8 protein-coding genes and 1 tRNA gene are annotated in these 13,636 nt (G+C 61.3%); 6 read left to right on the plus strand and 3 right to left on the minus strand.

Annotation, left to right across the window (positions count from 1 at the left end; all coding sequences use genetic code 11):
- The first annotated feature begins 84 nt into the window (after positions 1–84).
- Entirely contained in the window at positions 85–660 is a 576-nt protein-coding gene (gene mobA / locus ACZ5WQ_RS07265; protein WP_285676245.1) for a molybdenum cofactor guanylyltransferase MobA, read from the plus strand.
- Positions 661–736: 76 nt separating this feature from the next.
- Positions 737–813 (plus strand) — tRNA-Pro (locus ACZ5WQ_RS07270).
- 127 nt (positions 814–940) lie between these two features.
- On the opposite strand, the gene acnA is transcribed toward ACZ5WQ_RS07270, so the two are convergent.
- Positions 941–3,670 (minus strand): aconitate hydratase AcnA, encoded by a 2,730-nt coding sequence (acnA, locus tag ACZ5WQ_RS07275; RefSeq protein WP_464383474.1) that lies wholly within the window; start codon positions 3,668–3,670, stop codon positions 941–943.
- A gap of 242 nt (positions 3,671–3,912) precedes the next feature.
- On the opposite strand from acnA, the gene ACZ5WQ_RS07280 reads away from it, so the two are divergent.
- The 4 genes from ACZ5WQ_RS07280 (at position 3,913) to ACZ5WQ_RS07295 (ending at position 10,874) form a co-directional block, all read left to right on the plus strand.
- Complete coding sequence (locus tag ACZ5WQ_RS07280; protein ID WP_285676247.1) at positions 3,913–5,472, plus strand: methyl-accepting chemotaxis protein; 1,560 nt, start codon at positions 3,913–3,915, stop codon at positions 5,470–5,472.
- 169 nt (positions 5,473–5,641) lie between these two features.
- Entirely contained in the window at positions 5,642–7,468 is a 1,827-nt protein-coding gene (gene glmS, locus ACZ5WQ_RS07285; RefSeq protein WP_464383475.1) for a glutamine--fructose-6-phosphate transaminase (isomerizing), read from the plus strand.
- A 56-nt stretch (positions 7,469–7,524) separates the two neighbouring features.
- On the plus strand, positions 7,525–8,550 hold the full coding sequence (gene galE, locus ACZ5WQ_RS07290; RefSeq protein WP_228246060.1) for a UDP-glucose 4-epimerase GalE: 1,026 nt from the start codon (positions 7,525–7,527) through the stop codon (positions 8,548–8,550).
- A gap of 296 nt (positions 8,551–8,846) precedes the next feature.
- The gene (locus ACZ5WQ_RS07295) at positions 8,847–10,874 is read left to right on the plus strand and encodes a polysaccharide biosynthesis protein (RefSeq protein WP_464383476.1); all 2,028 of its coding nucleotides are present in this window, start codon (positions 8,847–8,849) and stop codon (positions 10,872–10,874) included.
- Between the two features lie 130 nt (positions 10,875–11,004).
- On the opposite strand, the gene grxD is transcribed toward ACZ5WQ_RS07295, so the two are convergent.
- The gene (grxD, locus tag ACZ5WQ_RS07300; RefSeq protein ID WP_088273791.1) at positions 11,005–11,325 is read right to left on the minus strand and encodes a Grx4 family monothiol glutaredoxin; all 321 of its coding nucleotides are present in this window, start codon (positions 11,323–11,325) and stop codon (positions 11,005–11,007) included.
- 69 nt (positions 11,326–11,394) lie between these two features.
- The gene (locus tag ACZ5WQ_RS07305) at positions 11,395–13,488 is read right to left on the minus strand and encodes a molybdopterin oxidoreductase family protein (protein ID WP_285676249.1); all 2,094 of its coding nucleotides are present in this window, start codon (positions 13,486–13,488) and stop codon (positions 11,395–11,397) included.
- Between the last annotated feature and the right edge of the window lie 148 nt (positions 13,489–13,636).

Here is a 13,636-nt window from a genome sequence, read left to right on the forward strand (position 1 = left end):
CGGACGGCAATCAGCAGGGGCGCTGCTTTCGTCCGCTACAGGCCCGGTGTTATAACACAGACCACACCAGCCAGAGCATTGAACATGTCAGCATCACCCCGTATCAGCGCCCTGCTGCTGGCCGGCGGCCAGGGCCGCCGCGTCGGCGGTGCAGACAAGGGCCTGCTCGCCTACCGCGGCGGCCCTGTCAGCGCCCATCTGAGCGCGCTGTTGCGCAGCGTGGCCGATGAGCTGCTGATCAGTTGCAATCGCAACGCCGACCAATACCGGCAATGGGCCGACCAACTGGTGACCGACAGCAGCACGGACTATCCTGGCCCGCTGGCCGGCATTCTGAGCGGCTTGCGCCAGGCGCGCGGCGAGCAGCTTTTGGTGCTGCCCTGTGATATGCCGTTGATCGACCAACCCTTGCTTGAACGCCTGATTAGCCAAGCCGATCCTGACCGTCCGGTGTTTTTTCGCACTGGTGAGCAGCCCCAGCCGCTGCCCTGCCTGATCCCGCGCGGGCTGCTGCCGGCGCTGGAATACGCCTGGCTGCAAGGGGAGCGCAGCCCGTTGCGCTGGTTGCGAACAATGGACGCGATCTGCCTCGATCTGGCCGCTGACGAACCACGCCTGACCAGCGCCAACACCCCTACCCTGTGGCAGGCGTTGCAGTAACCCTGTGAAAAACAGTCGATTTTTTTTCGTTTGCCTCTTGTGCGATGACAAACTTTAGGTAAAATGCCGCCCACAACGGAGCGTAGCGCAGCCTGGTAGCGCGTCTCGTTCGGGACGAGAAGGTCGCTGGTTCGATTCCAGTCGCTCCGACCAACAGCAAAACCCCTGACTCATTGAGTCAGGGGTTTTTCTTTTTCTGCCATCTGAGGTCTGTTGCCGCTTCGCCTTGCCTGGCCGAAGAAGGGTCTCCGGCAGGCAGATGAACGCAACGGCGACAGCTCTAATCAAGCATCTCACGCAACACATGGTGCAGAATGCCGCCCGCCTTGAAGTAGGCGATCTCATTGACGGTATCGATTCGGCAGAGCATCTCGAAGCTCACACTCTTACCATCATCACCGGTCGCCTCCACCGTCAGCCGCTGCCCCGGCTTGAGCTCATCGCTGATGCCGTTGATCTCGATCTGCTCGTGCCCGGTCAAACCCAGCTCGGCCACGCTCTGACCATCCACAAACTGCAGCGGCAACACCCCCATACCGACCAGGTTGGAACGGTGGATGCGCTCGAAGCTCTCGGCCAGCACGGCCTTCACACCGAGCAGATTGGTGCCCTTGGCCGCCCAATCCCGGCTTGAACCGGTGCCGTACTCCTTGCCGGCCAGCACCACCAGCGGCGTGCCATCCTGCTGATAGCGCATGGCTGCATCATATATCGACATCCGCTCACCGGAAGGCACATGAATGGTCTCACCGCCCTCCTCGCCACCGAGCATCCGATTGCGGATACGGATGTTGGCGAAGGTGCCGCGCATCATCACTTCGTGGTTACCACGCCGCGAGCCGTAGGAGTTGAAGTCGGCCGGTTCGACGCCCAGCGACTGCAGATATTCACCTGCCGGCGAGCTTGCCTTGATATTGCCGGCGGGCGAAATGTGGTCCGTGGTAATCGAATCGCCGAATACCGCCAGCACCCGCGCGCCGGTAACCGGCTGCAGGGGTTCCAGTGGCTCGTCGATGGCATCAAAGTACGGCGGATTTTTCACGTAGGTCGAGGCATCATCCCAGGCATAGGTCTTGCCCTCGCTGACGCTGATCGAGCGCCAGTGATCATCTCCGGTAAACACGTCGGCATAGCGGGTGCGGAACATCTCGTCCTCGACCAGCGCCACGGCCTCGGCGATCTCGGCGTTGGTCGGCCAGATGTCCTTGAGAAATACCGGGCGGTTGTCCTGATCCAGACCAAGCGGCTCTTCGCGCAGGTTGATTCGGGTGTTGCCGGCCAGCGCGTAGGCCACCACCAGCGGCGGCGACGCCAGCCAGTTGGCCTTGACCTGCGGGTGCACTCGCCCTTCGAAGTTACGGTTGCCGGACAGTACCGCCGACACGGCCAGATCGTGTTCGCTGACAACCCGGGCCACCTCGTCGGGCAGCGGCCCGGAGTTGCCGATACAGGTGGTGCAGCCGTAGCCCACCAGATTGAATCCGAGCGTATCAAGACTCTCGGTCAGACCGGCCTTGTTCAGATAGTCGGTCACCACCTTGGAGCCTGGCGCAAGCGATGACTTGACCCAGGGCTTGCGCTGCAGGCCCCGCTCTACAGCCTTTTTGGCCAGCAAACCGGCGGCCATCATCACACTCGGATTGGAAGTATTGGTGCAGGAGGTAATCGCGGCGATCACCACGGCGCCGTGGTCCAGCGGGTATTCCTTGCCATCCAGCTGCACCGTGGCATGGGCATTCGGGCCGCCGACGGCGGTACCGGCACCGCCTTCACTTTCCAGCCGCGCCTGCTCGGTATCCGCCGGTGCGAGCTGCAGCGCCAGCAGTGCATCGAAGGCTTGGGGTACATCCGGCAGGGCCACCCGATCCTGCGGTCGACGCGGACCGGCCAGGCTGGCCTCCACGGTACTCATGTCCAGGTGCAGGCTGTCGGTAAACGCCGGCTCGTCGCCCGCCTCGCGCCACAGTCCCTGCGCCTTGCAATACGCCTCGACCCGCTGCACCACCGCATCAGAACGGCCGCTGAGGCGCAGATACCGCAGAGTTTCCTCATCCACCGGGAAGAAACCGCAGGTCGCACCGTACTCCGGCGCCATGTTGGCAATGGTCGCGCGATCCGCCAGCGGCAGGTCGGCCAGACCATCGCCGTAGAATTCAACAAACTTGCCGACTACGCCCTTGCTGCGCAGCATCTGGGTAACGGTCAGCACCAGATCGGTGGCGGTGATGCCCTCGCGCAGACGGCCGGTCAGTTTGAAACCGATCACTTCCGGGATCAGCATCGAAACCGGCTGCCCGAGCATGGCCGCCTCGGCCTCGATACCGCCGACGCCCCAGCCCAGTACGCCCAGCCCGTTGATCATGGTGGTGTGCGAGTCAGTGCCGACCAGGGTATCAGGCCAGGCCCACTGCTCACCGTCCACCTCGGCGGCCCAAACGGTCTGGGCCAGGTACTCCAGATTGACCTGGTGACAAATGCCGGTGCCCGGCGGCACCACGCGAAAGTTCTGAAAGGCCTTTTGCCCCCAGCGCAGGAATGCGTAACGCTCACCGTTACGCTGCATCTCGATTTCGACGTTGTCATGAAAGGCCGAGTCGCTGGCAAAGCGATCAACCATCACCGAGTGGTCGATGACCAGATCGACCGGCGACAGCGGATTGATCTGCTCCGGATCGCCACCAGCCCGCGCAACCGCATCACGCATGGCGGCCAAATCCACGACCGCCGGCACCCCGGTAAAGTCCTGCATCAACACCCGCGCCGGACGGTACTGAATTTCACGGTCGGATCGACGCTGCTCCAGCCACTGACTTACGGCGCGAATATCATCCAGCGTGACCGTCTCGCCATCCTCATTACGCAGCAGATTCTCCAGCAGCACCTTGAGCGACTTGGGCAGTTGCTCTATGCCGCTCAAGCTGGCGGCCGCGCGCTTCAGCGAGTGGTACTGGTAGTGCTCGCCGGATACATCCAGCGTATCGAGCGTACTCAGGCTATTGGCTTGGGTCATGCGATAAACCTCCTTGCACCGGCACGCTGCCGGCATGGATTGCTATACTCTGCGGCACGGTTCGGCGAGGCCTCTGGCAGAGGCCCGCGACGATGGCACGTGATCTTCCAAAGCTAGCAGACAAAACGCCGCATAACATTTGAAATGCCGCCCTACAGCCATCGCACTCACTGCCGATATACCAGCTTAGACAACAGTCAGTCCGATACTGCTCCCGGACAGACACTCAAGGACATTCGCCGATGCGTAACAATCAACCCGTAACCCAGCGTGAACGAAGCTTTGCGGCGGACCAGCGTCTGATCTCGACCACCAATCTCAAGGGCGTCATCACCTATTGCAACGATGTTTTCGTCGAGATCAGTGGTTTTACCCGCGAGGAGCTGGTCGGCACGTCTCACAACCTCGTGCGCCATCCTGACGTTCCGCCAGCGGTCTTCGCTCATATGTGGGCCGACCTGAAAGCCGGCAAGGCGTGGATGGGGATCGTCAAGAATCGCTGCAAGAACGGCGACCATTACTGGGTCAATGCCTTCGTCACGCCGATCTGGGAAAACGGCCAGATTACCGGCTATGAATCAGTGAGGGTCAAACCCACTGCCGGTCAGATCGAACGAGCCACCGCGCTTTACCAGCGCCTGGCTCGGGGCGGCAATGCAGTTCAGGGCGACTTTGCGGGTATGGCCCTTCAGGTCCTGCCATCGGTCCTGGCCATGGCAGCCAGCGGTGCCGCAGGCACCCTGTTCGGCTGGCCGGGCGTGGCCGTCGCAGCCCTTGCCGGCCTGCCGGCAGGCTATGCGATGAAATCGGCACTGGAACACCGCCTGCAGCGCATCGTCAAAATGGCCGGCAACAGCATCAGCGATCCCCTGCTGGCGCAAATGTATACCCCGTTTCGCGGCGCAATGGGCCAGTTGGAGATGGCGATTCACAGCCAGCAGGCTCGCCTGCAGACCTGTCTAACCCGGGTTGGTGACAGCGCGGCACGCCTCAAGGAACAGGCGCAGGAAGCCAGCGAGATTGCCCGTCGCAGCAGCGAAGGTCTGGCCCAGCAGCGCGCCGAAACCGACCAGGTAGCAACCGCTATCAACCAGATGGCAGCCGCGACTCTACAGGTCTCCGGCAACGTACAAAGTACAGCTGAAGCGACCCGCGATGCGGCCGATCTGGCCGTGCAGGGCAAGCGGCTCGCCAGCAATGCACGAATCGCCATCGAGAACCTCTCTGGCGCAGTTGACTCGGCCAGCACGGTTACCAATAAATTGGCATCCGATGCTCGCGAGATCGGCACCGTGGTGGACGTCATCAAGGGCATCGCCGAGCAAACCAATCTGCTGGCACTGAACGCCGCCATCGAAGCGGCCCGCGCTGGTGAGCAGGGTCGCGGTTTCGCCGTGGTCGCCGACGAGGTTCGAGCCCTGGCCAGCCGTACCGCCGAATCGACCGAGCAGATCCACAGCCTGATTGCCAACCTGCAGCAGGCCGCCCAGAGCACCGTCGACACCATGCAGGCCGGCAACGAGCAGGCCGAGCGGGGTGTCGCTCAGGTCGCTGAAGCCGATGAGGCGCTGGAGGGGATTCGCCAGGCTATCGAGCGCATCAATGAGATGGCCGGTCAAATCGCCAGCGCTGCCGAGGAACAGAGCAGCGTTGCCGAAGAGATCAACCGTAACGTCACCAATATCGCTACCCTGGCAGACAGCACCGAGAAGCAGGCCAGCCGCAGCGCCGAGCTCAGTGGCGAACTGGCCAATACCGCGCAGCGCCAGGTTAATCTGGTCGAACGTTTCAACCGACGCTGACCTGCTATCTTGCCCAGCGCCGGCCGAGTCAAGCTCGGCCGGCCGACCTCACTGCCCCCCCATACCCCTGCTTTCCAACAACCTTATGCTGCCGACACTCCGACGTTACCCACCCGTCTGGCGACGGTGCTAAACTGCCTGCCTTTGCCTGTGAAACAAGGATATATCCATGTGCGGAATCGTCGGTGCCACCGCCCAGCGTGACATCACTCCCATCCTGCTTGAGGGTCTGCGGCGTCTTGAGTACCGCGGCTACGACTCGGCTGGCGTCGCAGTCGTAGACAGTGCCAGCACCATTCAGCGCATACGTGCCGTTGGCAAGGTTGTCGAGCTGGAAAACGCACTGCAGGCCAAGCCGGTAAGCGGCCACCTCGGTATCGCCCACACCCGTTGGGCTACTCACGGCAAACCGGCAGAACACAACGCACACCCTCACCTGTCCAACGGACTGGCCATCGTCCACAACGGCATCATCGAGAACCACGCTCCGCTGCGCAAACGGCTGCAGGATCTGGGCTACAGCTTTACGTCCGAAACCGATACCGAGGTCGTCGCTCACCTGCTGGCGCACCATTTTGCCGAAACCGGTGACATGCTCAGCGCGTTCCGCGGCACCCTGAGCGAGATTCACGGCGCCTACGCACTCGCCGTGATTCACGACTCCGAACCCGGGACTCTTTACTGCTCGCGCATGGGCAGCCCGCTGGTGATCGGAGAAGGCAGCGGCGAACATTATCTTGCCTCCGACCCGTTGGCGCTGCTGCAGGTCACCGATCGCTTCCGCTACCTGGAGGAAGGCGACTACGCTCGCATCACGCTGACCAACTGCGAGATATGGGACCGCGCCGGCAACTCAGCCGATCGGCAGGTAGTTCGCTATGAACACGCAGCCCATAGTCTGGACAAGGGCGAATACCGCCACTTCATGCTCAAGGAAATCTTCGAGCAGCCGCAGGCCATCAGCGACACCCTGGCCGGCACACTGGGCGACGATCACGTACTGACCGCGATCCTCGGCCCGGAGGCGGAAACCCGTCTGGCAGACATCGCCAACATCCATATCGTTGCCTGCGGCACCAGCTACCACGCCGGTCTGGTCGCCCGCTACTGGATCGAAGAACAGGCCGGTATTCCCTGCCAGGTCGAAGTCGCCAGCGAATACCGCTACCGCAGTGTCGTGGTTCCGGCCAATACCCTGCTGATCACGATTTCCCAGTCAGGCGAGACCGCAGACACCCTGGCCGCGCTGCGTTACGCCAAGGATCAGGGCTACCTGGCCACCCTCGCCATCTGCAACGTCGCCGGCAGCTCGCTGGTGCGCGAAGCCGACTGGCGCTTGCTGACCCATGCCGGCCCGGAAATTGGCGTAGCCTCAACCAAGGCCTTTACTACCCAGCTGGTGTCGCTGCTGTGGTTGACCACCGCTCTGGCACAGGTGCGCGGCCAAAACCAGTTCGTCGCCCGTAACGTCGATGCCCTGCGTAAGCTGCCGGCACTGACAGAACAGGTGCTGGCGCTGGAGCCGGCCATCGTTGCGCTGGCCGAACAGTTTGCCAACAAGCACCACGCTCTGTTTCTGGGCCGTGGCCCGCACTACCCCATTGCGATGGAAGGTGCGCTCAAGCTCAAGGAAATTTCCTATATTCACGCCGAGGCCTACGCCGCCGGCGAGCTGAAGCACGGCCCGCTGGCACTGGTGGATGAAGATATGCCGGTAGTCTCCGTTGCGCCGAGCGACAGCCTGCTGGAAAAGCTCAAGTCAAACCTGGAAGAAGTACGTGCCCGCGGTGGCCAACTGATCAACTTTGCCTGCGAAACCATTGAGCAGAGCGCTGACCCGGAAGTCAGCAATATCCGGCTGCCCTGGGTGGAAGACTGCATCTCGCCGATCATCTACACCCTGCCACTGCAGTTGCTGAGTTACCACGTCGCGCTGGTCAAAGGGACCGACGTCGACAAGCCGCGCAATCTGGCCAAATCCGTTACCGTCGAGTAATTGCGGTTGAGACTGCGGCGCATGTCTGAGCACATGTGCCGCTACCGGAGACAAGCATGAAAACCGACACAGACACCATTCTGGTCACCGGCGGCGCCGGCTATATCGGCTCGCATACCTGCCTGCGCCTGCTCGAAAGCGACTACCAGGTCATCGTGCTGGACAACTTCAGCAACAGCTCGCCCGAGGCCCTGAAACGCGTGCAGGCTCTCACCGGCAAGACGCTCGACATCGTCACCGGCGATGTCAACGACAGCGATCTGCTGGACCGCCTGTTCGCAACATCGCAGATTGACGCCGTTATTCACTTTGCGGGCCTCAAGGCGGTGGGCGAATCGGTTGCAGAGCCGCTAACGTACTACCACAACAACGTAAGCGGTGCGGTCACCCTGTTGCAGGCCATGCAGAAAGCCGGGGTGCATGACCTGGTGTTCAGCTCATCGGCCACCGTCTATGGCGACCCGGCCAGCCTGCCAATCACCGAAGATTTCCCGACCAGCGCCACCAATCCCTACGGTCGTTCCAAACTGATGATCGAGGAGATGCTGCGTGATCTCTACCGCAGTGACGCCAGCTGGAATCTGGCACTGCTGCGCTATTTCAACCCCGTCGGGGCACACCCAAGCGGGCAGATCGGCGAAGACCCGGCAGGGATTCCCAATAACCTGCTGCCTTACATCGCCCAGGTTGCCGTCGGCCGCCGCGACCATCTGAGCGTCTTTGGCGGCGACTACGACACCCCCGACGGGACCGGCGTGCGCGACTATATCCACGTCATGGACCTGGCAGAGGGGCACGTCAAGGCACTGCAATGGCTTGCACGCAGGCAGGGTCTGGCCGCCTTCAATCTGGGCACCGGCAACGGATACTCCGTACTCGACATGCTGCATGCCTTCGAGCGAGCCTGCGGCAAGACGCTGGCCTACCAGATTGTCGACCGGCGTCCCGGCGACGTAGGCAGTTGCTATGCCGACCCTGCCCTCGCTGCTCGTGAACTCGGCTGGCACGCCGAGCGCGATGTCAACGCCATGTGTATTGACGCCTGGCGCTGGCAGCAGCAGAACCCCAACGGTTACCGGTGAACTGCCTGGGGCATATCGGGTCACAACAGACTCACGTCGACCAATAGTGTGATGAGTTCAAAGGCATGATGGTGCGCGCCCGGCTATCCTCACCAGGAAGCACTGCATGCAGAGCGCTTGCCGACTCGATTCTTTATCGCACCAATAATATCGGGCTATTTCCGGGTCTGGATAACCGACAGATTGATGTGCCGACAGGCAATGGGCAATGCAGAAAATTGACCTCAAACTGTATCGGATAATAGCTATTTAGCATCACGTATACTCGCACCTGTTTTGTTACGTTGGAGAGCAAGATGCTCAAGGAAAGACTGATTGGATTGAGTTACGCCCAGAAGCGCTCCATCCAGATTGTTGCAGACCTGCTTCTGATCTGGGCTGCCCTGTGGCTGGCACTGTTCCTGCGCCTGGGTGCAGAAACCAACTGGGTATTCCCCACGAGTGAACAACGTCTGCTGTTTGTCCTCGCGCCGGCACTCGCACTGCCTATCTACATTCGCATGGGCATGTACCGCGCAGTTATGCGCTACTTCGGCAGTCAGGCGCTGCTGTGTATCTTCAAGGCGGTAACGCTGTCATTCCTGGCCCTGGTCATGGTGGTACTGGCCGCGCGCGACAGCGGCTGGGATATCCTGTTTCCGCGCTCGGCCATGGTTTCATACTGGTGGCTATCGCTGCTGTTGATCGGCGGCTTGCGCCTTGCTGCCCGTGAGTACTTCATGGGTGACTGGCTTATGGGCGCGGGTCCTCGACCGCAGCAGACCGCTGTCGATCAGGAAGCCGGAGTGCCGGTAGCGATTTTCGGTGCTGGAGCGGCAGGCAATCAGTTGCTGGCGTCGCTGCGTCTGGGGCGAATGTATAAACCCAAGGCCTTCATCGACGACGATCCCAGTCTGGTCGGGCGGGTGATCGGCGGGTTACCGGTGTACTCCTCCGAGCACATCGCAAAATTGATCGCCGAGGCGGATATCAAGGAAGTCCTGCTGGCCATTCCGTCTGCAACACGAGCAACCCGGCAGCAGATCCTGTATCGCCTGGCCGGATTTCAGGTTCACGTGCGCAGTATCCCGGGGATCATGGATATTGCCAGCGGCAAGGTGAAGGTTGACGACCTGCAGGAAGTGGACATTGCCGATCTGCTGGGGCGTGACCCTGTCGAGCCGGTCGAACAACTGATGGACTTCTGCATTCGGGACAAGGTCGTACTGGTAACGGGCGCCGGTGGCTCCATCGGCAGTGAGCTGTGCCGCCAGATCGTCAATGCCGGTCCGACCAAGCTTGTCCTGTTTGAGCACAACGAGTTCGGTCTGTATGCCATTCATACCGAGCTGCAGGGCTGGATCAACGCCCAGCAGCTACAAATAGAGCTGATCCCGATTCTGGGCTCGGTGCGCAACAGTGGCCGCCTGGTCGACGCCATGGCTGCCTGGAAGGTGAACACTGTCTACCATGCCGCCGCCTACAAGCATGTTCCCATGGTCGAGCACAATGTGGCCGAAGGGATCATGAACAACGTGTTCGGCACTCTGAAAGTCGCTCAGGCGGCGATTCGCTGCGGCGTGCAGAACTGCGTACTGATCTCTACCGACAAGGCCGTTCGTCCAACCAATGTGATGGGTGCGACCAAGCGCCTGGCGGAAATGGTATTGCAGGCGCTCAGCGCCGAGTCTGCACCGAATCTGTGGGGCGACGATAGTGGCGTGCCGGTGCTCAATCGCACCCGCTTTACCATGGTGCGTTTTGGTAATGTGCTGGGCTCGTCTGGGTCGGTGATCCCGCTGTTTCGCTCACAGATCAAGCGCGGCGGACCGATTACCGTCACCCATCCCGATATTACCCGCTATTTCATGACCATTCCCGAGGCTGCGCAGCTTGTTGTTCAGGCAGGCTCCATGGGAGAAGGCGGCGACGTGTTTGTGCTGGACATGGGCGAGCCGGTGCGCATTATCGAACTGGCACACAAGATGATCATGCTGTCGGGTCTGACCGTACGGGACGAGGTAGACCCCAACGGCGATATCGCCATTACCTTCACTGGCCTGCGACCCGGGGAAAAGCTCTACGAAGAGCTGCTGATCGGCGACAACCCAGAACCGACCGCGCACCCCAAGATCCATCGGGCAAACGAGGAGTTCATCGACTGGCCAACCCTGCGTGACGTACTGAACCGTATGAGTCAGGCAGTGAAAGCAGATGCCTACGATGATGTCCGGGCCTTGCTGCTGGATACCGTCAACGGTTACCAGCCCAGCAATGGCATTGTCGATCTGATCCACGAACAGCGGCAACATTCACTCGGAGCTCTGAGCCAGCCCCAGCGGTAATCCCTGCGGAGCAGGCGTGCCGGTTTCACGCCCCTCCCCACCCCACTGCCACTGACTTGATCAGGCAGGAAAAACAAAAACGCCCGAGGCTTGAAGCGCTCGGGCGTTTTACTGCAGTAGTGGAAGAGCTTCAGGCTGCCGGTTGGGCAGCCTTGATCATTTCCTGCAGCTCACCGGATTCGTGCAGTTCCAGAATAATGTCACTGCCACCAACCAGTTCACCGTTGATCCACAACTGCGGGAACGTAGGCCAGTTAGCGTAAGCCGGCAGGTTGGCGCGAATTTCCGGGTTCTGCAGGATATCCACATAGGCAAACTTCTCGCCACAGGCCATCAGCGCTTGCACGGCACGGGCAGAGAAGCCGCACTGCGGAGCATTCGGCGCGCCTTTCATGTAGATCAGCACCGGGTTATTGGCGATCTGTTCTTTGATGGTATCGATGATATCCATGGTATTCCTCGTGACGTAAAGGGCGTTCGAACGCGTTGCTGACCGGGCATTCTACAGCAAAGCGCCCGCTTATGCTGCCACCACCTCAACCCGCAGACCGTTCAGCGCGGCGTTGCCGGTGACCGGGTCAAGGAAGCGCTCATCGGTCAGGTCGTTGACGCTGACACCGGCATGCTGCTCGGCAACATCCATCTGAATGCCGGGCCGGTTGTGCCCCCAACCGTGGGGCAGACTGACTACGCCCGGTGCCATTTCATCGCTGGCGCATACCGCCACCTGCACCTCACCCACCCGCGAGCGCACGGTTACCTGCTGCCCATCCTGCAGATTGCGCGCGGTCAGGTCGTCCGGATGCATCAGCAACTGATCACGCGGCTTGCCCTTCACCAGACGCTGATAGTTATGCATCCAGGAGTTATTGCTGCGCACATGGCGACGACCGATCAGGCGCAGCTCACCAGCGGCGGGTGCCAGTTCTGCAAGCTCGGCGGCAACCCGCTGCAGATCCTGCAGCATGGCAGGCTGAGCCAGTTCAATGCGCCGGCTCTCGGTCTGAATTCGACGCAACAGGTTGGGCTGCAGCGGGCCAAGATCGATACCGTGCGGGTTTTCCTTGAGTACATCCAGCGACAGGCGGTCGCCATAGGGGCCGGCCCGCACCGCCATATCGACCAGTTCATGGGGTGGCTGCGTCGGCCGCGCCGGCTGCCCGGTGGCAGCGGCAAAGGCCTTGCCTAGTCCGACAAATATCTCCCAATCGTGCAACGCGCCCTCGGGCTTACTCAACACAGGCTGGTTATAGCGGGTGACGTTGCGCACAGCGAAGTTGTTGAACGTGATGTCGTAGTGATCGTGTTCCAGCGATGCGGTGGGCGGCAGAATCACGTCGGCGTGACGGGTGGTCTCGTTGATATAGAGGTCCACACTGACCATGAACTCCAGACTCTCCAGCGCTGCATCAAGCTGACGACCGTTGGGCGTGGACAGCACAGGGTTACCCGCCGAGGTGACCAACGCGCGTATCTGCCCCTCGCCCGGGGTGAGAATTTCCTCAGCCAGCGCAGCAACCGGCAGCTCGCCGTTAAACTCCGGAAGCCCGGAGACCCGCGAGCGCCACTTGTCAAAATGGCCGGGGCGCCGGGCCGATGCCACCTCGAACGCAGGCTCTGGAAACAGCGAACCGCCGGGCACATCCACGTTGCCGGTGACCAGATTGATGACCTGAATCAGCCACTGGCAGAGGGTGCCGTAACGCTGTACCGACACGCCCATGCGGCCATAGCAGACCGCGCGCTCGGCGCCAGCAAAGTCTCGTGCCAACTGGCGGATCTGTTCGGCTGGAATGCCGCACGCCGGAGCCATCCGCTCAGCGGTGAACTCGGTAACCGCAGCGCGCACCTCTGCCAGCCCGGCAGTGCTGTCCAGCACCGGGCTCTGGCGGGTCAACTGCTCGCTGAACAGGGTGTTGAGCAAGCCAAGCAGCAATGCAACGTCGGTACCCGGCTGAATGAACAGGTGCTCACTGGCAATGGCAGCGGTTTCGCTACGCCGCGGATCGACCACTACCAGCTTGCCGCCCCGCCCCTGCAGCGCCTTGATGCGCTTGGTCACGTCCGGCACGGTCATGATGCTGCCATTGGAGGCCAGCGGATTCGCGCCGAGCATCAGGAAGTAATCGGTGTGGTCAATATCAGGGATCGGGATCATCAGCATGTGGCCATAGAGCCAGAGCGACACCAGATGGTGCGGCAGTTGATCAACCGAGGTGGCCGAGTAGCGCTGACGGGTGTGCAGTTGCCCCAGGAAGTAGTTGCCATGGGTCATGGAGCCGTAGTTATGCACATTCGGGTTGCCCATGTAGACGCCCACGGCGTTATTGCCATGCTTTTGCTGGATCTCCGCCAGACGCTCTGTCACCAGTGCAAACGCCTCGTCCCAGCTGATCTCTTCCCAGCGCTCGTCAACCCGCTTCACCGGCCGGCGCAGGCGCTGCGGATCATCCTGGATATCCTGCAGGGCAATCGCCTTGGGGCAGATGTGGCCGCGGCTGAAGGGGTCTTGCGGGTCGCCCTTGATTGAGAGAATGCGGTCACCTTCGGTCTCAATCGCCAGGCCACAGATGGCCTCGCACAGGTGGCAGGCGCGGTAGTGGGTCACAGACATGTCATTCACCAGGCAGGTATTATTATGATCAGCCATTCTATGGGCTGTTGCGGTTGGCTCGCCACCGCGCCGCGCGCGGCAGAATACGGGTCTATTCAGCCACTGAATCTGCCGGCCAGACCGCTTTATTTGCCTTTGCCCGGAATTT

It is taken from the genome of Halopseudomonas sp. T1L2 (assembly GCF_055397385.1).